The organism is Dactylosporangium sp. NPDC000555 (assembly GCF_040300025.1).
GTDB lineage: Bacteria > Actinomycetota > Actinomycetes > Mycobacteriales > Micromonosporaceae > Dactylosporangium.
Genome location: NZ_JBEPDB010000041.1, coordinates 1 through 20081, shown reverse-complemented (window position 1 = coordinate 20081; position 20081 = coordinate 1). Strand labels below are relative to the sequence as shown.

Genomic DNA, 20081 nt, shown 5'->3' with positions numbered 1-20081 from the left:
ACTTCATCGTCTATCGCCGATTAACGATGAAACTGTAGCCGGGGCGGCGCTGACGAGCAAACCCGTCGCGACGACGAGCCGCGTTACCGCGGTCAGCGTGGCCATCTCGACCCGGTCCGGGGTGTCGGCCGGGCTGTGGTAGCCGGCCATCCCGGCGCCGATGCCGATGGCGGCGAGACCGGCCGCGGCGTAGCGGCGGTTGTCGGAGGCGACGGGCCCGGCGACCAGCGGCAGGCCGGTGTGCCGGCCGGCCTGGTCGAGCGCGGCGAGCAGCGCGTGCGCCGGCCCGCCGGCCTCCACCGCGGCCGCCTCGTGCAGGTGGCCGGCCCCGTCGACGTTGACCACCAGCGGTGCCGCTCCGCTCGCGCGCAGCTGTCCGGCATGACGGGCGGAGCCGAGCGCTCCGGCCTCCTCGCCGTCCAGCAGCGCCACGCTCAGCCCGACGCTCTCGGGCAAGGTCCCGGCGAGGATGCGGGCGGCCTCCAGGACGACGGCGACGCCGCTGCCGTTGTCGGCGGCCGCGGGCTGGCGCAGCCCGGGGTGGTCGCCGACGCCGTCGTAGTGGGCGGTCAGCAGCAGCTCCGGCCCGCCCCCGGCGGTCCGCCACCGGCCGTGGATGTTGGCCGCGGGCGCGTCGAGCCGGCGGATCGGCGTGTTGCCGCTCAGCCATCCGGCACCGACCGTGGCCGCGTGATGCACGGCGGCGTGGGTGGCCGTGTCGAGGGTGAGGATCGGCAGCGGCCCCGGGTTCGGCCCCGCGAGCATCGTGTAGTGCCAGCCGTCCGCGTCGACGCCCCGGCCGATCAGCAGCCCGAGGGCGCCGTGGGCGTCGCCGTAGGCGTCGAACAGGGTCATCCCGGCCGGCACCACCAGCCACCGACCGGCCGGATCGCCGACCCCGGTGACGGCGAGCCCGCCGCGCCGAACGAGTGGCTGGTCGGCGGAGGCGAGGTGCACGGCGACGTCCCGGCCGAAGGTGAGCCGCTGCTCGGCGTCCCCGTCGGACCAGTGCACCACCGGTGGGGTGTAGACCTCGGGAACGTGCGGCACGGCGAACGCCTCGAACGTCACGGCGGCGCCGGCGTCGTCGAGCTGCTGGACCAGCCAGGCCCGGGCGGCGGCCCCGCCCGCGCTGCCGACCCGCCGCCCGGCGAATGCCTCCCCGGCCAGCGCGGCCACGGTCGCCGCCATCCGCGCCCCGGACACCTGCCGGAGCGCCGAGTGGAGCCGGTCCAGGGCGGGTCCCGTGGCAGGCCCGGCTGACGGCTGGGCGGGCGTGGTCATCCGCAGCAGCCCTGACCGGCGGCGTCGGCGTCGGCGTCGGCCTTCGCCGCGCTGCCGCAGCAGGAGGGTTCCGCGCTCGCCTCGGCCGTCGTGCCGCAGCACGGCGTGCCCGCGGCGGCCGGCTCGGGCAGGTTGAGGGTGGCGGTGGGCGGGCTGCCGCAACAGCCGCTGGTCCCGGCGACGGCCAATGCTGCGGCCGGGTCGCCCGCGAACCCGCCGGTCGTGGTGGTCCGGGTGTCGCTCATGATCGTGGTCCTTCGCAGTGGTGGGTGGTTGTCACGGTCAACGACGCGGAGGGCGGCCCAGCCCCGCGGTCGGCCCGGCGGCATCGGACGGTCAGCGCGGGCCGGTGATGGCCGTGCGGTGGATGCGGTGGCGCTCGATCCGGGCGCGGGTGCGCTTGTCGGGCGTGGACACCGTGGCGCAGCTGTCGCAGAACCGGACCCCGGTCTGCGGTCCGGCCCGGCGGAGCGTGCGGAACATGACTGCCTCCAGATGACGCCGAGGCTGTCTCGACATCTGTCAAATCAAACAGTTGCACGCTGATTTGAGATCTGTCAACCTAGAGACATGTCAAAGCAGCCGGCGGTGCTCACCCTCGCCGATCTCAACGGGGCCGAGCCTTGCTGCACGCCCCTCGCCGAACGGCGAATCCCCGCGGAGACCGCTGCCATGTTGGCGCCCGCGTTCAAGGCCCTCGGCGATCCGGTCCGGCTGCAGCTGATGTCGATGATCGCCTCGGCGCCAGACGGGGAGATCTGCGTGTGTGACCTCACCCCGGCGTTCGAGTTGTCCGGCCCGACCATTTCCCATCATCTACGCACCCTGCGCGAAGCCGGCCTGGTCGACGCCGACCGCCGCGGCACCTGGGTGTACTACCGCGCCCGCGCCGGCGTCTTGCGTCAGCTTGCCACGCTGCTCACGGTCGAGGCTTCCCCGACCAGCTGACGATCTGCCGCGCTGGGGTGGCATCGCCACACGGCGGACGTCAGTGCCGCGATCGCGAAGTGGGCGACGTCCACGAGCGCGTTGGAGCGGCGTGGTCGTTGGTTATGCCATGCCGCCAGATGGACGGCGACTCGCCGGCCGCGACCGCGGTCGCCGCCGAGCGGCCGTAGTGACGGGCGAGGGGCGGCCGGACATGGCGCCGCAGCCGTCCGCAAACGCGGTGCACCTGTCCCCGCGACAGCATCAGATCGTCTACCTGCTCGCCGAGGGCAAGTCCGGCAAGGAGATCGCCTCCGCGCTGGGCCTGTCCCCGGCGACGGTCCGGACTTACCTGCAGCGGCTCTACCGCCGGTACGGCCTGCAGGGTCGCACCCACGCCGTCGCCGTCACGCTCGGTGCGGTCTGAACGCCCCGCCGCGCGTCGGCGCGGGGCACAAGAGGAGGGAGGCCGGCAATGTTCGGTCGAGGTCATCGTCGACGAGGCCGCGTTTCCGCCGAGGATCGAGCCGGTCGCGCCGGGGCTCGACGCAGCGGCGTGGGCGGCAAAGCATCGCGGCGCGGTCGACGGGTTGCTGTACACCCGGGGGCCGTGCTGTTGCGAGGGTTCGGCGTCGCCGGTCCGGACGACTTCAAGCGGGTGTCGCGCTCGCTGACCGACAGTCCCTACGGCGAGTACGGCGACCTGCCACACGAAGCCGACACGGACGATCCCATCCACGGATCGAGGCTTAGACCAGTCCGGATGACTCTCGGTTGGGCAGGGCGAGGCGGAAGATGGTTTTCCAGACGCTGGCGGTCTGGTGGGTGAGGGAGCCGGTGTTGTACCGCAGCCCGAATCGTTCGCAGAGGTCGCGGACTTTCGGGGCGATCTCGGTGTAGCGGTTGCTGGGCAGGTCGGGGAAGAGGTGGTGTTCGATCTGGTGGCTGAGGTTGCCGGACATGAGGTGGAACAGCGGGCCGCCGTCGATGTTGGATGAGCCCAGCAGTTGCCGTATGTACCATTCGCCGCGGGTTTCGTCGTCGAGTTGGTCTTCGGTGAACACCTCGGTGCCTTCGGGGAAGTGGCCGCAGAAGATGATTGTGTGTGACCACACGTTGCGGGCCGCGTTGGCGAGGAGGTTGCCGAGCAGGGCCGGTATGAACGATGGGCCGGCCAGTAGCGGGAACGCCAGATAGTCCTTGATGACCTGGCGGCGGGCTTTGCGTAGCACTCCGCGTAGCTGGGTTAGTGCCTCACTCCAGGGTTTCTCGCCCCGCCAGGCACGTTCCAGTTCGACGTCGTAGATGGCGATGCCCCATTCGAAGGCGATGGCCAGTGCGGCGTTGTAGAGGGGTTGGGCGAGGTGGATGGGGTGCCAGGGCTGTTCGGGGCTGACGCGCATCGCGCTGTAGCCGATGTCGCGGTCCTTGCCCAGTACGTTGGTGTAGGTGTGGTGGACGACGTTGTGCGAGTGTTTCCACATGTCGGCCGGCGCGGCGTGGTCCCATTCCCAGGTGGTGGAGTGGATGTCGGGGTCGCGCATCCAGTCCCATTGGCCGTGCAGGACGTTGTGGCCGATCTCCATGTTCTCCAGGATTTTGGCGACGGCCAAGGCCGTGGTGCCGGCCAGCCAGGCCGGCGGCAGGATCGAGATCGCCAGTAGGGTGCGGCCGCCTGCTTCCAGGCCTCGCTGGGCGGCGATGACCTGGCGGATGTAGCGGGCGTCGTCGTCGCCGAGGCTGGCGGTGACCTCGTCGCGGATTCGGTCGAGTTCGTGGCCGATCTCCTTGATGTCGATCTCGGTGAGATGTTCGGGTATGGGCATAGGTGGGTCTCCTATACATCGAGCATCCCGGCCGGGCCGCACACCCACGTGCGGCGTTCACGCCAGTCGGGGCAGATGTCACGGACCTGCGCCATCGTGATCCGGCCGCCGGTGCGGGTGTGCCGCTCGTACAACCGCAGGCTCTTCCATTCTGCGGCGAGTGTCCGCAGGCCCGGGCCGAAGATGACCTCATCGGAGGTCGGTGCGGACAGCACCAGCACCACGTCCGGCATGCGATCCTGGGCGGCCAGGCTGTGTAACATCGCCGCCACCGGCGTGATCCCGCTACCCGCGGTCAGGAACAACAGCCGTTGGGGTGCCGGTTCGGGTAGCACGAAGTCACCCTCGGCCGGGGTGAGGCGCACGATCGTCCCGGGCGTCACGCGGCGCACCAGGTATGGCGACACCAGCCCGTCCGGGGTGGCCTTGACGGTGATCGTGAGGCGCCCGTCGGGGCGGTGCGGTGACGAGGACAGCGAGAAGGGGCGCCAGTGCCGGACACCGTCGATGTCGACCCCTACCCGTACGTGCTGACCGGCGCGGTGACCCGTCCAGCCGATCCCCGGACGGATCACCAGGCTCGCCGCGGAGGCGGTCTCCGGCCGCACCTGTTCGACCCGGCCTCGCAGTCCCCGCAACGACCACAGCGGATTGACCAGCCCGAGATAGTCATCGGGCAGCAGCGGCCGTGGTCAGCCAGGACGCCGCGTCCAGCACACGCCGGCGCGCGGTCGTCCCGCGGCCCCACCCGCCCGTAACAGCTGAACCGCCGGATGACGACAACGGCACACCCCTCAACGGCGCGACCTACCCGTGTGCACGGGCGCTAACCTCCGTAGCGCGATGCGACCGGCGGTGAAAGTTGTGTCTTTCGCGCGATGTCGGCGGGTGGAGCGGTTCAGGCCTGCCGGTGGGCGTGCTGGAGGGTTGACAGCAAGGCGAGCGTGGACTCTGCGCCCAGGTTCGCGTTGTACCCGTCGGCGGTGAGTCCGTCATAGCCGCCGCCGGTGCCGGGATCGCAGAGGCTGACGCCGCCGTCGTTGTCCCCCATGAACCAGTCCACCGCCGAGATGAGCCCGGCCTTCCACCGTTCGTCCCCCGTGACCTGGAGGGCGCGCACGCAAGCCTCGGCGATCGTGGCTGCCTCGATCGGCTGCTGGTCGAAGGCCGGCGGCCGGTCCCCGGGCTGCCGGCCGCCGACCGGCGTGCAGGACAGGTGCCCGTCGTACGTCTCCTCCTCCAGCAGCCAGCGGAGCAGGCGCAGCCCGTCGGCCAGCACGGCAGGGCGCCCGAGGTGCTGCCCGGCCGCGATCACGGCATCCGCGAGCAGCGCGTTGGCGTACGTCAACCGGGGCTCGGGCCACGGCCAGCGAGGATCGTCGCGGGCCGGGCCGACGGTCGCCGCCGCGTCGTTGAGCAGCCAGCGCGCGCCGGAGTGGTCCGGGCGTACAGACAGGATCTCGGCGGCGCCGAGCGCGGCGTACGCCATCGACCGGGGCCAGCGTGAACGGCACCGCGCGGCGAGTTCGAAACACCGCAGGGCGCATTCCCGGACGGAGCGCCGCGGGCTGCGTACGGCGGCGGTGCCGACCCCCCACACCGCGCGGCCCCACCAGTCGCCGGTGCCGGGCTTGTCCAGCCAGTGCCGGTCGTATCCGAGCCGGTTGTGGAATGTCCCGTCGGGCGACTGCGCGTGGACGATGAACGCGAGGTACACCTCCGCCTGTCGCAGCAGCGGCTCCGGCGGGTCCGGCTCCCGGCAGATCACCACGAGACCGCGCGCCACGTCGTCGACGCAGTAGCCGTGCCGTCGGAGGGGCACGGCGTGGTCGGCGTGCTCGAACAACCCGGTGTCGTCGCTGAGCCGCAGCAGGTGGTCGTAGGAGGGCTGCGGGTACCGCCCGGTCAACGCGCTACCGGCGTCCGGCTCAGCAGTGTCGCCGCGAGGGTGCGGTAGCGCTCGGCGACGACGGTCCAGCGGCTGCCCTGGGAAATGCGCCTGGCCTCGTCGTACATGCTGCTGACGAGGTCGGGTTCGGTGAGCACCCGTTTGAGGGCGGCGCCGATCGCCGGAGCGTCCTGGTGCGGCACGAGCAGACCGGCACCGCCGCCGAGCACCTCCACGGCGTGCGGAAAGGCGGTGGCGATGACGGGCTTGTGTGCTGCCAATGCCTCGACGAGCACGCCCGAGGTGGCCTGGTCCGGCGAGTCGTACGGCAGCAGCACGACATCCGCACGCCCGACCAGCCGGTTGAGGCGGTCCTGCTCGAGGTAGGCACGTTCGAACGTGACCAGGCCGGCGACGCCGAGGGCCCGGATCCGGGAGTAGAGCATGAGCCGGTATGCCTCGCCCTGCTCCGCGAGCACCTTGGGGTGCGTCTGGCCGGCGATCACGTACCGCGGTCGTGGCAGCAGGTGGCGGACCAGCCGCAGCCCGGCGATCGCCCACTCGATCCCTTTGCCGGGGCCGAGCAGCCCCCATGTCAGGATCAGGGGCTCACCAGACGGGTTGAGCAGCCGCAGCGGTGGTCCCCCGGGCGTGCCGTGGGGGATGACGGTGACCTTGTCCGGGTCCACGTCGTACTCCGCGACCAGCCGCGTCCGGGCCGCCTCGGTCATGGTGACGGCGGCGCCGGCGAGCGCGATGACCTGTTCGAGCACCTCCTTCTGGTGTGCGGAGGGCCGGCTCAGCACGGTGTGCAGCACCGCGATCGCGGGGGCGCGCAGCCGGCGCAGCACAGGCAGCAGGTCTTCGCCGTCGGTGCCGCCGAAGATCCCGTATTCGTGCTGGACGATCACGACGTCGTGGCGGTCGAGCGCGGCGGCGGCCGGCACGTCGCCGCCGGGGGAATGCGACACCAGGTGTCCGACAACCTCCGGGCGATCCGCGTAGGTGGTCGCCTCCACCACGCGCACCACGCCCGCGCGGTCCCCACCGGCCGGCGAGGTGAGTGCACGTAGCAGTGACGCCGTGAACGTCGCCAGGCCGCACTGGGTCGGCGGGTATGTGCTCAGGAATCCGTAGGAGATCGTCATCGCCGACGACCGTCCGGCCGGGGATCGGCATGGACGCAGCGGTTGCCATTCATTGCTGGCATGAGACCCACCTTTCAATGGCGGGTGCGGCGCCGGCCGGCGAGCGCAGAATGCTTACCCGGCGCTGGTCATTCGGTGCGAGCACCATAGTGGCGACGATTCGCCGCCGACGACCCGGGGCGTCGATCGAGACGGGCCAACGCTGTTCACCGTAGCACGCGGCCGAGCCGGTCAGAACGATCCGGTGCGCGTCTCGCTGTACGGGGCGAGCCGTGCGCCGACCACGTGCCGGAAGTTCAGCAGCAGCGTCGAGGTCTGTTCGTCGCCGAACCGTGACACTGTCAGCGGGTGCACGGTCTCCTCCGTCATCCACGCGTTGAGCTGCTCGATGGAGAGCTCGGTGCCGTGCACCCGCAGCACGAGTTCCTTGTCCCGGCCGACAGTGAGCAGGTACAGCAGACAGGTCGGATGCTCGATGGTCATGGCGTGTGTCCCCTTCGACGGGTCGCGACACCGGCCAATCGTCCACAATGGACAACCATTCGACACCGGCTCGGCCGCCGATGGGCGGCATCGCATCCAACCTACATCTTCGGCGCGGACCCGGGCGCGACGCGACTGGTCGTTGCGTGGAGGGCGCTGCCGATCGGATCAGCGGGCTGCCCGGCGGACCGGAGCTCAACCGGACAGAACGAGACAACGACGGGCTCTGCGACGAGACGGGGGCGCATCTCGCGGCGTACGTGAACAAACAGAAGGCCCGCATGTTGGCCCAGCTCGTCGACGGATGTGAGGAGCTTCGGGCGATCTCGCTGCGGGCAGCTCGCGCGGGCAAGCCGTTCGGGTGAGACGCCCCGAGCCGTCCGTCTTCGCCGCGGTCTTCGGACTGGGGCGTCGTGCTGTTCACGGTCGGCGCGACGGCTGCCGTGCTGCGGAAGGCGGCGACTCCGGTGGAGCCACCTGGCCGTCGCGCCGGCCCAGACCACATCTTCCCGAAACTGAAGGCGCGGGTGTGGCGAACGGCAACCTTTCCCGTACAGTGCGCAATCAGTCACCGTGCGCATCCGGGCGGCGTCCCCGGACGGGCGGGCGCCGGCGGGCAGGGAAACCCCCAGATTTCGCCCGCCGGCGCTTGTTGCCGAACTGCCTACAACTATCCCGTCCGCCGGGCGGCCCTTCACATCCCGCTCGGCCCGCCCCGGCTTCCACCTGCTACCCGCCGCGTGCAGTCCAAACCTGCACCCACCATCTGCCGCTTCGCCGATGACATTCCGGCTGCCGCGATTCAGGCCTTGGCGCAGGACCGGGCCACACCGGCGGGCCTAGTCCTGCGGAGGGGCGCTGCGATGGCGTCGCCGGCAGCGGCGGTCGCGGAGGGTCGGCATCAACCCGGCGGCTGCTGCGGCGGCGGGGCTTCGGGCTGTTCCTGACATCGAGAGCCATTTCTGTCATCGGCGACAGGCCGACCCTGGTGGGACTCCCGTTCGCCGTGTTCCGCCTTGGCGGGACGGCCGTCGACATCGGCAGCGTGCTCCCGGCACGGGCCATTCCGTCGATCCTGCTGCCGGTGTTCGGCGGCCTGGTTGCGGATCGGTTGCCCAAGGGCAGGCTACTGATCGGCGGCGACCGCGCTGCGGCAATCCGCATGTTCACCGTTGGCGCGCTGGTGGTGACCGGAGTCGGCTCGGTACGGCCGATTCCCGATCGCGGCTGGCATCCACCTGTGGACACCAGACGGGTCTCCGCCTGCAACCGGAGCGTAGCTGTTCCAGCAGCCGAACGCCGATCACCAGTTGATGGGTGCCAGCCGGCCCGGGTCATGGCACTGGTGTGTCGCCGTCGCGGACGCGAGGTCGGTCCGGTACACCTCGGTCGCACGGAATCCGGCGGTGACGCCCAGTTCCGCTGCGACCGTATTGATAGCGGCCAGGGAGGTCGGCCGGGTGGCACGTAGGAGCAGACTCGGTCCAGTGGTCACGGCGCTTGATCCCCGGAGTTGTCGTCGCGGTGGTTTTGGCTCACGGGCCAGGGGAAGAGGATGGGGCATGCGCCGGTACGGGACGCGGCCTGGCGCCGGGTGGTTGCTGAGGCGTGGCTGCAGGACCGGCGGGTTTCGATCACTGCGCCAGCGGCAGGGAAGGAACCAGCCCGGCACGCACGACCCGAGGTGAGGCCCTGCGGCGACAGGCCAGTCCTGTGTTCAGAGTGCCGCGGTGGGCGGACAGCGCATCGGGAGGCGTCGGCTCGCGGTCTGACAGTTACGTGCCTGGGGTCGCGTCAGAACGTGAACCCGTCCCAGAGGGGAACCTATGTGCAAGCCATCACCGTAGGAGACCGTGCCGCCGGCGCCGCCGGGCTCACGCTTTCCGACATCCCGCACCCCCACGGGGCCGAAAACGACGTGGTCGTGCGCGTCCACGCGGCTGGGTTCACCCCGGGGGAACTGGACTGGCCGGGCACGTGGACCGACCGTGCCGGCCGTGATCGAACCCCGAGCGTACCCGGACACGAGCTGTCGGGTGTTGTCACCGAGTTGGGTTACGGCACCACCGGCTTGACCGTGGGCCAGCGGGTGTTCGGAATCGCTGACTGGACCCGCGACGGATCGCTGGCTGAGTACACCGCAGTGGAAGCCCGCAACCTCGCCCCCCTCCCGGCGGACATCGACCACACCGTGGCCGCCGCCGTGCCCATCTCGGGGCTGACCGCCTGGCAGGGCCTGTTCGACCATGCAGAGCTCAAGACCGGCCAGACCCTCCTGATCCACGGCGCCGCGGGCGGCGTCGGCTCAATCGCGGTGCAACTGGCCCACGAACTGGGCGCCCACGTGATCGGCACCGGTCGTGCCGCTGACCGGGAGGCTGCACTTGGGCTGGGTGCGGACGCGTTCGTGGACCTGCGGGCCGACCGGCTGGAGGAGGTCGGCGAGGTCGACGTGGTGTTCGATGCGATCGGGGGCGAGGTCCTCGAACGCTCGGCCCCGCTGGTGCGCGCCGGCGGAACGCTGGTCACGATCGTCGGCCCGCCGAAGGTGTGGCCCGCTGACGGCCGGGCGATCTTCTTTCTGGTCGAGCCGGACCGGTTCCGGCTGGCGGACCTCGCCGAGCGGGTGCGGTCCGGGAGGCTGAAGCCGATCATCGGGGCCGTACAGCCGCTCGCAGAGGTGCCGTCCGCGTTCGCGCCCGACCGCCGGGTGCCCGGCAAGATCATCATCCGGGTCACGGAAGGCGGATAGCCGATCGGCCAGCGGGCTGGTTCGCAAGGATTCGCCCATCGGCGGTGACGACCAGGAATGGCCCGACGTTACGGCCATCAATGTCCAGGGCGCCAGGCGTCAGGAACGTCGGCCCTTGCCTCCCCAGGCGCACCGCGCGGGAACGTGTGCGCGGACGGCGACGCCCGGCGCGGCATCGCCCTGGCGCGAAGGTGTGCCCTCTGCGCTTGCTCGTTACACCGCCGGGCTATCGGCGGCGGCATGCTGCGGGTCCGCTATCGCTCAAGCCGCCACCGCAGTGTGTAGGCGGTCGGGCGCGGGGAAGGAAACACTGCGCGGCCGTCCGCAGACCGGCCGTGATCCCAGTACCACCCGCCGGATCGGCCAGCCAGCCCCGGACTGGCCGGACTGGTACGCCGAGCACATGGTCCGGGAGCAGGCCGGAGAGGAGCTACCCGAGCGATGAGCGATCACGACGTGATCGTCCTGGGCGGCGGCTCGCCGGGCGAGCACTGCGCCGGCGAGCTGGCCGACGGCGGCCTGCGCGTGGCCGTGGTCGAGCGGGATCTGGTCGGGGGCGAGTGTTCGTACTGGGCGTGTATCCCGTCCAAGACGCTGCTGCGGCCCGGCGAGGCGGTGCACGGCGCTCGCGAGGCGGCGGCCACGGCGCGCGTCGACGTGCAGGAGGCGCTGGCCTACCGCGACGTCATGGTCTCGGACTACTCCGACGCCGGGCAGCAGCAATTTCTGGCGGGCAAGGGCATCGACCTGATCCGCGGCACCGGCCGGCTGGCCGGGCCGGGTGTGGTCGAGGTCGACGGCGTGCCCCACACCGCCCGGCACGTGGTGGTGGCCACCGGCTCGGACCCGGTCGTACCGCCCGTCCCGGGCCTGCACGAGCTGGACGGCATCTGGACCAACCGCGAGGTGACCGGCATGAAGGCTGTCCCGCGCCGCCTGCTCATCCTCGGCGGCGGGCCGGTCGGCGCCGAGATGGCCCAGGCCGTCCGCCGCCTGGGCGGCGAGGTGGCTCTGGCCGAGGGCACCGGGCATGTGCTGGCCCGCGAGCCCGAGCCGCTGGGTCGGGCGCTCGGCGAGGTCCTGCGGGCCGACGGCGCCGAGCTATTCCTGGGCATGCGCGCGACCGCCGCGCGACGCGACGGCGCGGACTACGTCCTGACCCTCGATGACGGTCGCGAGCTGCGCGGCGACCACCTGCTCCTGGCCACGGGCAGGCGTCCGCGGATGCCCGCCGGCCTGGACTCGGTCGGCGTCACCGCTGGCCCGCACGGCATCGGAGTTGACGCGCACCTGCGCGCCGGCGAGCGGCTGTGGGCCATCGGGGATGTCACCGGCATACGGCTGCTCACCCATGTCGGCAAATACCAGGGCGAGGTCGTCGCCGCGAACATCCTGGGCGAGCCCCGCGAGGCCCACTACGAGGCCATACCGGACGTCGTCTACACCGACCCGCAAGCGGCCGCAGTCGGCGCCACCGAGGCCGCTTTCAGCGCCACCGTCCCGGTGTCCGAGGTGGCCAAGACGGCCACCTACACTCACGCCTACGCCACGTCCAACGGCTTCCTGACCTTGCTGTCCGACGGCGACCGGCTGACGGGCGCCTACGCGCTCGGACCCGAGGCCGGAGAGTGGCTGCAGCAGGCCACCCTGGCCATCCGCGCCCGTGTGCCGCTGCCAGTGCTGCGGGACGTCATCCAGCCCTTCCCCACCTTCTCAGAGATCTACGTCGCCGCGCTGAAGGCGCTCCGCGGCCAGATCACGGCCGCCCGCGAGCCGGCCACGCAGAGATCACTATGACATCCGCCGATTGCGCGGGGAACGCCAAGGACAGGGTCACATTCAGTTAGGAGCACGCCATGCGCGCGGGACATCGCACCCGGGCGGGACCTTTCCCGACTACGAGCCGACCGACCACACCAAAGACCAGGCGCCGCGCGTTCTGCCCGAAGAGCCACCAGCAGCATCTCCGGCGGGACGCCCATTACCCGGGAGGTCGCCGTCGCCTGCACCCCGCGCTGGCCCGGCTGGACGGTGCTGACCGCCGCCACCGCCGCCGCGACCGTCGCCTGGATCGCGGCCCGGACTGCGGTCGCCGCCGCCCGGGTGGGCCTGCGCCGGCCGGCCGCAAGCCGCGCACAGCGCGGCGGACTGGACGCAGGGGTGCCGGTGCCCGGTGACTTACGGCGGCCGCCACTCGGGCCCGGAGTGTGATGCCGGGTGAATGACTTGCGACTTCGATGAGCGCGCCATCGCTGAACCCCGATCACCGCAACATCGCCTGCAGACCCCGTCGTAAGCGGGTATGACTCCCAATCAGTGGAGGTGCTAGATGGCCGAGCTCACACCGCCTGTAGGGGGAATTGTGCTGGCCCATTTCATCGTCTCGGACGATGTCGAGCGCTCTCGGCGTTTCTACACCGAGGTACTCGGCGGCAGGGTGGTCTTCTCCGGAGAGCCGACCTATGTCGCGCTAGCCAACAGCTGGATCGTCATCAATGTTGGTGGAGGCCCGACCGACGACAAGCCCGCGGTCACCCTGGAGACGCCACGCGACCCCGACCGGGTCAGCAGCTTCCTCAATATTCGGGTCGCGGACATTCAGGCCGTGTACGCCGAATGGAGCGCTCGGGGTGCTCAATTCCTGACGCCGCCGAAGCAGCACCGATACGAGATGCGTTGCTACATCCGCGATCCCGATGGTTATCTGATCGAGGTGGGGCAAACCACCGACCCAGAGGGGGACTGGTCGCCATGGTTGCCGTCTCCCTCGGTGTCATGAAGACGGGCGATGGTCGACGCCTCGTCGTATGCGCGCCTCGCCGCCGTGCACCCGCTCGGACGGATGGGCGAGATCGCCGACGGAATCTAACCACGGCGGCCTCAGCCGCGGCGGCGCCCAGGCGACGGGACAGGCAACAGCCGCCGGCCTCGCCCTTGCCCATCTTGACGTGCCAGACGCGTCACCGTCGGGCGCGCCCTCGCCATCCTCATCGACCCCGGGGAACGCGAGGAACTGCCGGACTTCCCTGCCGGCTGGCGTCAGCGGGCGCAACGGGGGTACATCGCCCTGGCCCTGCAACGCCTCGGCTCGGGCTAACGGCTCGGCACGTCACCGCCCGCACGGCTGCGCCCCGAGGCGGGCTGGCGCTCGCTGAACCAGTCGGCGACGACGGACGGGTCGACCTGCAGGTCGAGCAGCAGCGGCCGGTCGAGGCCGTCGAGCAGATCCGCCACCGCCTCCACCTCGGCCACGGTACGGGCGGTCGCGGCGTGCAGGCCGAACGCGCGGGCGACGTCGGCGAACGGGACCGGCGGGAACTGCGCCAGCTCGGTCGGCATGTCGATGGCCCGCATGTGGTGGACCTCGGCGCCGTAGCCGTTGTCGTTCATGATGACCAGCACCATCGGGCGGCGCAGCCTGGCCACTGTCTCCAGCTCGCTCAGCGCCATGGTGAAGCCGCCGTCGCCCAGGACGGCGACGCACAGCGCGTCGGGGCGGCCGAGCGCGGCGCCGACGGCGGCGCCCAGGCCGAGGCCGATCGAGCCGAAGTTCTGCGTGAAGACCAGCGCGTGCGGGTCCGGCACGCGCAGGTAGGTGCCGGGGAAGCCGACGAAGTGGCCGCCGTCCATCACCAGCGTGCGGTTCGCCGGCAACAGGGCGTCGAGGGCGATGATCGCGGCCCGCGGGTCGACGCCGTCGGTGCCGGCCGGGAACTCGGAGGCCGGCTGGGCCAGCGCGTCGGTGATCTCGGCCGGGAGCACGCGGGCCGGGGCGGTCCCTGCGGCGGCCAGCAGCGCCTCGGCTGTGAGCCGGGCGTCGGCGGCGAGGCCCACCCGCGCGTCGGCGCGCAGCGCGCCGGGGTCGGCGTCGCACTGCACCAGCGCTGCGTGGTCGAACAGCGTGCCTTTCTTGGTGGTCCACATGTTGAGTCCGGCGCCGAAGGCGACGACCAGATCGGCCCGATCGACGATGGTGCGGGCGGCCGGGCGGGTGAACCCGCCGACGACGCCGACCTGGTGCGGATGGCCGGCGAACAGGTCCTTCGCGAGCAGGGTCGTGCCGAGCAGCGCGCCGGTCCGCTCGGCCAGGGCGGCCAGCAGGGCCGGCGTCTGCCCGTCCAGGGCGCCGCGCCCGGCCAGGATCAGCGGCAGCTCCGCCGTCCGCAACAGCTGCGCCGCGGCCGCGATCGCGGTCGGGTCGGGCGGCGGCGGGGCGCCGGCGGGCGCCGCGGGCGGGGGAGGGGAGGTCCGCACCGGCTTCTGCTGTACGTCGTTGGGCAGGCCGATGACCACCGGCACCCTCGTGCGCCGGACCTCGGCCAGGATCTCGGCGGTCGCCACGGTCCAGTCGTCGTCGGCGGTCAGCCGCGCGTAGCGGGCCCCCGTGGGCTCGACGAGCGCCGCCTGGTCGATCTCCTGTGACGAGCCCTTCGGGGTCGAGGCCGGCATCTCCCCGGTGATCACCACCAGGCGGGTGCCGAACCGGGCGGCGGCGGTCAGCGCCGTGATGGTGTTGCCGAGGCCCGGGCCCTGGGTCACGGTGCATACGCCGAGTCCGCCGCTGACCCGCGCGTAGGCGTCGGCGGCCATGACCGCCCCGGACTCGTGCCGGGCGGCGTGGTAGACCGCGCCGTGCACGGCGGTGAGCTCGTGCACCAGGTGCAGGTTGCCCACCCCGACCACGCCGAAGACATCGCGGACGCCGGCCCTTGCCAGTTCCGCGGCGACCGCCTCGTGTCCGCGCATCTCAGCCCACCACCTCGGGAAGAAGGGCGACGCCCTGTTCGGCGCCGTCTTCGACGTCGTGCACCCGCTCGGTGATCGCCAGGTTGACGGCGGCGTCGATGCCGAGCCGGTCGCAGCGGCGGGCCACCTCGCCGTTGAGAAAGTCCACCTCGGTACGGCGGCCCTTGTCGATGTCCTGCAGCATCGACGGGCGCACGTCCGGGGAGCGCAGGTACGCCCCGGTGAGCGCGGCGACGACCGCGTCGAAGCCGACGCGGCCGTCGCCGACGAGGCGCGCGGCCGGCACTCCGTAGAACACCTCCGCCGGCAGGTGCACGCCGGAGCGGGCCGCGGCGCCGGCCGCCTCCCGCGCGATGCCGGCCCAGCAGCGCGCGGCGTGGGGCTGCTCGGCCATCGAGCGCAGTCCCAGGCCGCTCACCGCGGCGACCGGGTTGAGCATGCAGTTGCGGATCAGCTTGGTCCACAGCTCGGTCGAGATGTCGTCGGTGACCTCGGTGCGGATGCCGTCGGCGAGGATCGCGGCGACCGCGCGGGTGCGGTCCGTCGCCGGGCCGCCGATCTCGCCGATGCTGAGCCATCCATCCGTTTTGTACTGCGTCACCGCGCCCGGCCCGGTGAGCGCCGCCTCGTACCGCACGACCGCCCCGACAGTCCGATCCGCGCCGACGCACTCGGCGATCGCGTCCTCGTTGAGCCCGTTCTGCAGCGACACGACGGGCGTTCGCGGCCCGAGCCGGCTCCGCACCTCGGCCAGTGCCGAGCGCGTGTGCGTGGACTTGACGGCGAGCAGCACCAGGTCGGGGTCGGGCACGTCGGCGCCGGCGGCGTCCTGTGCGAGCACGGCCCGCGGGCGGGTCAGGTGGTCCCCGAGCGGCTCGGTGAGCCGCAGTCCGGCCGCGTTGACGGCGTCCACGTGCGCGGCCCACGGGTCGACCACGACGACCTCGTGCCGGTCGGCGAGCCGGGCGGCGGCGACCGCCCCGATGGCCCCCGCCCCGACGACCCACACCGTCGACCGTGCCATCATCATCCCTCCCCTGGTTCTCGCATAAGAACGCAGTTCTGAGTCTGGGCGCGACGCTAGTTACCGCGGGGCGGGCCGTCAAGGTGTCGGGCGCATCGCCGGGTTCCCGCCGGTCGGAAGCGGAATGTCGCGGCGGGGCGAGCGGCCCGCAAGGACTATTGACCGGCCGGAAACGTGCCGTTAGCGTCAGTACACAGAACTGCGTTCGGCACTCAGAAACGAGGGGGTGGCTCGACTGCGCGGCCTGGCGTTCAAGCTCTTGCAGTTGCTGGCGGTGCTGATCATCGCCGGTACCGCCTCGTTCGGGGTGCTGCGCCTACTGCCCGGCGATCCCGCCGTGGCGCTGCTCGGCGAGAACGCCACCCCGGAGGCGGTCCAGGCACTGCACCAGCAACTCCTGCTCGACCGGCCGCTGCCGGTGCAGTACTACCACTGGGTCGTCAACGTGCTGCAAGGCGACCTCGGCGACTCGGCGCGCAACGGCCAGCCGGTGCTCGACGCCATTCTGAACCGGTTGCCCGTCTCCATCGAGCTCATGATCCTGGCGCAGGTGATCGCGCTGCTGATCGCGATCCCGCTCGGGGTCTACGGCGCCTACCGGGCCGGCGGCCCGGTCGACCGCACCACGAGCGTGGTGGCGTTCGGGTTCATCTCGATCCCCGACTTCGTGCTCGGCATCGTGCTCATCTTCGTCGTCGCGCTGAAATGGGGGCTGGCGCCGGCGACCGGCTGGGTCCCGCTGTCGGAGAGTCTCCTGGGCAACCTGCAGAGCGTCATTCTGCCCGCGGTCACCCTGGCCATCGGCCAGGTGGCGCTGTACCAGCGCATCCTGCGCAGCGACGTGATCGCCACGCTGCAGGAGGACTTCATCGGCCTGGCCCGCACGAAGGGCCTCGGCACCATGTACCTGTTGTTCCGCCACGCGCTGCGCCCCTCGTCGGTCTCGCTGGTGACCCTGGCCGGCGTCAACATCGGCCGGCTGATCGGCGGCGCGGTCGTCGTCGAGGTGCTCTTCGCGCTGCCCGGCGTCGGCCAGCTCATGGTGCAGTCCCTGTCCAGTCGCGACTACCTGATGGTGCAGGGCGTGGTCCTGTGCATCGCGGTCGCGTACGTCGTCGTCAACGCCGCGGTCGACCTGCTGTACCGCGTCATCGACCCGCGTGTCAGAACCGCGAGGTAGCCGAAGATGGCTGTGCAGACTGAGGTTGCCGCTCCGCGGCTGGGCTTTCGGGTGCCCGGCTTCGCGCGCCGGCACGGGTTTGTGTACGCGTTCGCGCTGGCCTGGCTCGTGATCGTGGTCGCCGCGGCGGCCCTCGCCGACCTGCTGCCGTTGCCGGATCCGACCGCGCAGGACTACGCCTACGTCCGGTCCGGGCCGAGCGGGGCACACTGGCTCGGCACCGACTCGCTCGGCCGCGACATCCTGTCCCGGATCGTCCACGGCGCGCGGGTCTCGCTGATCGTCGCCGCCCTGGCGCTGCTGCTCGGGCTCACCATCGGGCTCGTGCTCGGCCTGATCGCCGGGTACTTCCGGGGCTTCGTCGAGACCGCCATCGTCACGCTTGCCGACTCGATGCTCGCGTTCCCGGCCCTCGTCTTCCTCATGGTCCTCACCGGCGTCGCCGGGCAGTCTCTGACCAACGTGGTGGTCGGGCTGGGGGTGATCTACGTGCCGACGTTCGTCCGGCTGGCCCGGGCCAACACGCTCGTGTTCGCCCAGCGGGAGTTCGTCCTCGCGGCCCGAGCCGGCGGTGCGCGCAGCGGCCGCATCATCCGCCGCGACATCCTGCCCAACGTGGCGGTACCGGTGTTCTCGTACTCGTTCGTCATCGTGGCGCACCTGATCGTCGCCGAGGGCACGCTGAGCTTCCTCGGCCTGGGCATCCCGCCGCCGCGGCCGAGCTGGGGCGCGATGATCGCGGAGGGACGCCAGGACATGGCGGATTACCCGCACGTCGTACTCCTCCCCGCGGCGGTGCTGTTCCTGACCGTGCTGTGCATGAACATCGTGGGCGACCGGTTCCGCGAGCGGCTCGACATTCGGGAGAGTGCGGTATGACCGCTCCGCTGCTGGAGGTCGACGACCTGCGCACGTGGTTCCGGACCGACCGCGGCATCGTGCACGCGGTCGACGGGGTGTCGCTGACCGTGGGCCGCACCCAGTCGGTCGGGATCGTCGGCGAGTCCGGCTCCGGCAAGAGCGTGCTCGCCCGCAGCATCATGGGGCTGCTCCCGCCGCGGCGCACCCTGCACCCGAGCGGGCGGATCAGCTTCGAGGGCCAGGACCTCGCGCAGCTGCCGGCCCGCCGGCTGCGCCGCCTGTGGGGCGCCGAGATCGCCATGGTCTTCCAGAACCCGATGACCGCGCTGAACCCGGTGGTGCGCATCGGCCGCCAGCTCACCGAGTGCCTGCCCGGCCTGTCCGGGGCGGCGGCCCGCGCGAAGGCGGTCGAGCTGCTGCGCTCGGTCGGCATCCCGGCGCCGGAGCGGCGGCTGGCCGAGTACCCGCACTCGCTGTCGGGCGGCATGCGCCAGCGGGTCACCATCGCGATGGCCCTGGCGCGCGACCCGAAGCTGCTCATCGCCGACGAGCCGACCACCGCCCTCGACGTCACCGTGCAGGCACAGATCCTCGACCTCCTGGAGCGCAAGCGCAAGGAGCTGGAGATGTCGATGATCATCATCACGCACGACCTCGGCGTGGTGGCCGGGCGGACCGACTCGATCGTCGTGATGTACGCCGGCAAGGTCGTCGAGCGCGCGCCCACCCGCACGCTGTTCGCCAGGCCGCGGATGCCCTACACCGAGGCGCTGCTCAAGGCCATCCCGCGCATCGACGACCCGCCGCACACCCGCCTCGACGCGATCGGCGGCCGGCCGCCGGACCTGGTCGACCCCGGGCCGGGCTGCCGGTTCCGCGACCGGTGCCGCTACGCGCAGCCCCGCTGCGCGCTCGAGGAGCCCCCGCTGCGCCCGGCCGAGACGCCGGGGCACGAGTACGCCTGCTGGTTCCCGGTCGGCACCCCCGAGGGCGCCGCGGCGGCCGGCGCCGACGCCCGGACCGCCGGCCGGCCCGCAATCTCCGTGGAGGCCTGATGGCCGGCAGTGGTACGGCGCATCTTCGCGGCGACGACGACGCGATGCTCCTGGTCGAGCACCTGGTGGTCGAGTTCCCGGCCGGCCGGGGCAGGCGGGTGCGCGCGGTGTCCGACGTGAGCTTCGACGTCGCCCGCGGCGAGACCCTCGGCCTGGTCGGCGAGTCCGGCTGCGGCAAGACGACCACCGGCCGGGCGATCCTGCAGCTGCCGCCGCCGACCGGCGGCACGGTGAAGTTCGAGGGGCGCGACCTCACCCGGCTGCGGGCGGAGGAGCTGCGCCGGCTGCGGCCCCGGCTGCAGATGATCTTCCAGGACCCGGTCTCCTCGCTCAACCCGCGCCGGAAGGTCCGAGACATCGTGCGGGAGCCGCTGCGGGTGTGGCACCGCGACAGCGCCGGCGCCGCCGCGAAGGTCGACGCGATGCTGGAGGCGGTCGGGTTGGACCCGGCCCGGGTCGGGGACCGGCTGCCCTCGCAGCTCTCCGGTGGGCAATGCCAGCGCGTGTCCATCGCCCGTGCCCTCATGTACGGCGCCGAGCTGCTGGTCTGCGACGAGCCGGTGTCGGCGCTCGACGTGTCGGTGCAGGCCCAGATCCTCAACCTGCTCGAGGCGACGAAGGCCGACTTCGGGCTGACGCTGGTGTTCATCGCGCACGACCTGGCCGTGGTGAAGAACATCAGCGACCGGGTGGCGGTGATGTACCTCGGGAAACTGTGCGAGATCGGCCCGTCCGAGGCGATCTACGCCGAACCACGCCACCCCTACACGGCCGCGCTGATGGCGGCGGTGCCCGTGCCCGACCCCGAGGTCGCGCTGCCCCCGCTGCCGATCCGCGGCGAGCTGCCCTCGCCGCTCGACCCGCCGTCCGGCTGCCGCTTCCTGCGCCCGCGGGCAGCGGGTGCGGA

21 protein-coding genes are annotated in these 20081 nt (G+C 71.8%); 11 read left to right on the top strand and 10 right to left on the bottom strand.

What is annotated here, in order from left to right:
- Positions 1-3 precede the first annotated feature (3 nt).
- From ABT297_RS23665 to ABT297_RS23655, 3 genes are all read right to left on the bottom strand, one after another.
- Positions 4-1284, bottom strand: coding sequence for a M28 family metallopeptidase (locus ABT297_RS23665; protein ID WP_350553262.1), 1281 nt, complete (start codon positions 1282-1284; stop codon positions 4-6).
- Complete coding sequence (locus ABT297_RS23660) at positions 1281-1529, bottom strand: hypothetical protein (RefSeq protein WP_350553260.1); 249 nt, start codon at positions 1527-1529, stop codon at positions 1281-1283. Before ABT297_RS23660 ends, ABT297_RS23665 begins: the two co-directional genes overlap by 4 nt.
- 91 nt (positions 1530-1620) lie before the next feature.
- The gene (locus ABT297_RS23655; RefSeq protein WP_350553258.1) at positions 1621-1767 is read right to left on the bottom strand and encodes a hypothetical protein; all 147 of its coding nucleotides are present in this window, start codon (positions 1765-1767) and stop codon (positions 1621-1623) included.
- Positions 1768-1854: 87 nt separating this feature from the next.
- Here ABT297_RS23655 and ABT297_RS23650 point away from each other — a divergent pair, with 87 nt between their 5' ends.
- Positions 1855-2232: an ArsR/SmtB family transcription factor gene (locus tag ABT297_RS23650; protein WP_350553256.1), complete on the top strand. Its 378-nt coding sequence runs from the start codon at positions 1855-1857 to the stop codon at positions 2230-2232.
- 193 nt (positions 2233-2425) lie between these two features.
- Positions 2426-2638 (top strand): response regulator transcription factor, encoded by a 213-nt coding sequence (locus ABT297_RS23645; protein WP_350553254.1) that lies wholly within the window; start codon positions 2426-2428, stop codon positions 2636-2638.
- A 322-nt stretch (positions 2639-2960) separates the two neighbouring features.
- Here the strand turns inward: ABT297_RS23645 and ABT297_RS23640 are convergent, their stop codons facing one another.
- The 5 genes from ABT297_RS23640 to ABT297_RS23620 all read right to left on the bottom strand — a co-directional run bounded on the left by ABT297_RS23640 (position 2961) and on the right by ABT297_RS23620 (position 7556).
- Positions 2961-4037: a fatty acid desaturase family protein gene (locus ABT297_RS23640; protein WP_350553252.1), complete on the bottom strand. Its 1077-nt coding sequence runs from the start codon at positions 4035-4037 to the stop codon at positions 2961-2963.
- Between the two features lie 11 nt (positions 4038-4048).
- A complete protein-coding gene (locus tag ABT297_RS23635; protein ID WP_350553250.1) occupies positions 4049-4675 on the bottom strand; it encodes a ferredoxin reductase in 627 nt (208 codons plus the stop codon).
- Between the two features lie 260 nt (positions 4676-4935).
- Positions 4936-5946: a glycosyltransferase gene (locus ABT297_RS23630; RefSeq protein WP_350553248.1), complete on the bottom strand. Its 1011-nt coding sequence runs from the start codon at positions 5944-5946 to the stop codon at positions 4936-4938.
- Positions 5943-7073 carry a glycosyltransferase gene (locus ABT297_RS23625; protein ID WP_350553246.1) on the bottom strand — a complete coding sequence of 377 codons (1131 nt, stop codon included), beginning with the start codon at positions 7071-7073 and terminating at the stop codon, positions 5943-5945. Before ABT297_RS23625 ends, ABT297_RS23630 begins: the two co-directional genes overlap by 4 nt.
- 231 nt (positions 7074-7304) lie before the next feature.
- Positions 7305-7556, bottom strand: a complete 252-nt coding sequence (locus ABT297_RS23620) for a hypothetical protein (protein WP_350553244.1) — start codon at positions 7554-7556, stop codon at positions 7305-7307.
- A 146-nt stretch (positions 7557-7702) separates the two neighbouring features.
- Between ABT297_RS23620 and ABT297_RS23615 the strand changes: the two genes are divergently transcribed.
- The 5 genes from ABT297_RS23615 to ABT297_RS23595 all read left to right on the top strand — a co-directional run bounded on the left by ABT297_RS23615 (position 7703) and on the right by ABT297_RS23595 (position 13087).
- Entirely contained in the window at positions 7703-7921 is a 219-nt protein-coding gene (locus tag ABT297_RS23615) for a hypothetical protein (RefSeq protein WP_350553243.1), read from the top strand.
- A gap of 623 nt (positions 7922-8544) precedes the next feature.
- On the top strand, positions 8545-9027 hold the full coding sequence (locus ABT297_RS23610; RefSeq protein WP_350553241.1) for a hypothetical protein: 483 nt from the start codon (positions 8545-8547) through the stop codon (positions 9025-9027).
- A 357-nt stretch (positions 9028-9384) separates the two neighbouring features.
- Entirely contained in the window at positions 9385-10308 is a 924-nt protein-coding gene (locus tag ABT297_RS23605) for an NADP-dependent oxidoreductase (RefSeq protein WP_350553239.1), read from the top strand.
- Between the two features lie 441 nt (positions 10309-10749).
- On the top strand, positions 10750-12105 hold the full coding sequence (locus ABT297_RS23600; protein ID WP_350553237.1) for a dihydrolipoyl dehydrogenase family protein: 1356 nt from the start codon (positions 10750-10752) through the stop codon (positions 12103-12105).
- Between the two features lie 532 nt (positions 12106-12637).
- Positions 12638-13087 carry a VOC family protein gene (locus tag ABT297_RS23595; RefSeq protein WP_350553235.1) on the top strand — a complete coding sequence of 150 codons (450 nt, stop codon included), beginning with the start codon at positions 12638-12640 and terminating at the stop codon, positions 13085-13087.
- Between the two features lie 314 nt (positions 13088-13401).
- Here the strand turns inward: ABT297_RS23595 and ABT297_RS23590 are convergent, their stop codons facing one another.
- Positions 13402-15054, bottom strand: a complete 1653-nt coding sequence (locus ABT297_RS23590) for a thiamine pyrophosphate-binding protein (RefSeq protein ID WP_350553233.1) — start codon at positions 15052-15054, stop codon at positions 13402-13404.
- A gap of 1 nt (position 15055) precedes the next feature.
- On the bottom strand, positions 15056-16081 hold the full coding sequence (locus ABT297_RS23585) for a ketopantoate reductase family protein (RefSeq protein ID WP_350553231.1): 1026 nt from the start codon (positions 16079-16081) through the stop codon (positions 15056-15058).
- A gap of 223 nt (positions 16082-16304) precedes the next feature.
- On the opposite strand from ABT297_RS23585, the gene ABT297_RS23580 reads away from it, so the two are divergent.
- The 4 genes from ABT297_RS23580 to ABT297_RS23565 form a co-directional block, all read left to right on the top strand.
- Positions 16305-17258 carry an ABC transporter permease gene (locus ABT297_RS23580; protein ID WP_350553229.1) on the top strand — a complete coding sequence of 318 codons (954 nt, stop codon included), beginning with the start codon at positions 16305-16307 and terminating at the stop codon, positions 17256-17258.
- A 6-nt stretch (positions 17259-17264) separates the two neighbouring features.
- Positions 17265-18137, top strand: coding sequence for an ABC transporter permease (locus ABT297_RS23575; protein WP_350553227.1), 873 nt, complete (start codon positions 17265-17267; stop codon positions 18135-18137).
- Positions 18134-19174: an ABC transporter ATP-binding protein gene (locus ABT297_RS23570; RefSeq protein WP_350553225.1), complete on the top strand. Its 1041-nt coding sequence runs from the start codon at positions 18134-18136 to the stop codon at positions 19172-19174. Before ABT297_RS23575 ends, ABT297_RS23570 begins: the two co-directional genes overlap by 4 nt.
- The coding region (locus tag ABT297_RS23565; RefSeq protein ID WP_350553223.1) for an ABC transporter ATP-binding protein at positions 19174-20081 on the top strand (908 nt) is incomplete at its 3' end. The genes ABT297_RS23570 and ABT297_RS23565, both read left to right, overlap by 1 nt.

Bases quoted from the DNA above. Each gene is read 5' to 3' on its own strand.
- ABT297_RS23665 (WP_350553262.1), bottom strand. From the start codon at position 1,284: ATGACCACGCCCGCCCAGCCGTCAGCCGGGCCTGCCACGGGACCCGCC.
- ABT297_RS23660 (WP_350553260.1), bottom strand. From the start codon at position 1,529: ATGAGCGACACCCGGACCACCACGACCGGCGGGTTCGCGGGCGACCCG.
- ABT297_RS23655 (WP_350553258.1), bottom strand. From the start codon at position 1,767: ATGTTCCGCACGCTCCGCCGGGCCGGACCGCAGACCGGGGTCCGGTTC.
- ABT297_RS23650 (WP_350553256.1), top strand. From the start codon at position 1,855: ATGTCAAAGCAGCCGGCGGTGCTCACCCTCGCCGATCTCAACGGGGCC.
- ABT297_RS23645 (WP_350553254.1), top strand. From the start codon at position 2,426: ATGGCGCCGCAGCCGTCCGCAAACGCGGTGCACCTGTCCCCGCGACAG.
- ABT297_RS23640 (WP_350553252.1), bottom strand. From the start codon at position 4,037: ATGCCCATACCCGAACATCTCACCGAGATCGACATCAAGGAGATCGGC.
- ABT297_RS23625 (WP_350553246.1), bottom strand. From the start codon at position 7,073: ATGACGATCTCCTACGGATTCCTGAGCACATACCCGCCGACCCAGTGC.
- ABT297_RS23620 (WP_350553244.1), bottom strand. From the start codon at position 7,556: ATGACCATCGAGCATCCGACCTGTCTGCTGTACCTGCTCACTGTCGGC.
- ABT297_RS23600 (WP_350553237.1), top strand. From the start codon at position 10,750: ATGAGCGATCACGACGTGATCGTCCTGGGCGGCGGCTCGCCGGGCGAG.
- ABT297_RS23595 (WP_350553235.1), top strand. From the start codon at position 12,638: ATGGCCGAGCTCACACCGCCTGTAGGGGGAATTGTGCTGGCCCATTTC.
- ABT297_RS23590 (WP_350553233.1), bottom strand. From the start codon at position 15,054: ATGCGCGGACACGAGGCGGTCGCCGCGGAACTGGCAAGGGCCGGCGTC.
- ABT297_RS23585 (WP_350553231.1), bottom strand. From the start codon at position 16,081: ATGATGGCACGGTCGACGGTGTGGGTCGTCGGGGCGGGGGCCATCGGG.
- ABT297_RS23575 (WP_350553227.1), top strand. From the start codon at position 17,265: ATGGCTGTGCAGACTGAGGTTGCCGCTCCGCGGCTGGGCTTTCGGGTG.
- ABT297_RS23570 (WP_350553225.1), top strand. From the start codon at position 18,134: ATGACCGCTCCGCTGCTGGAGGTCGACGACCTGCGCACGTGGTTCCGG.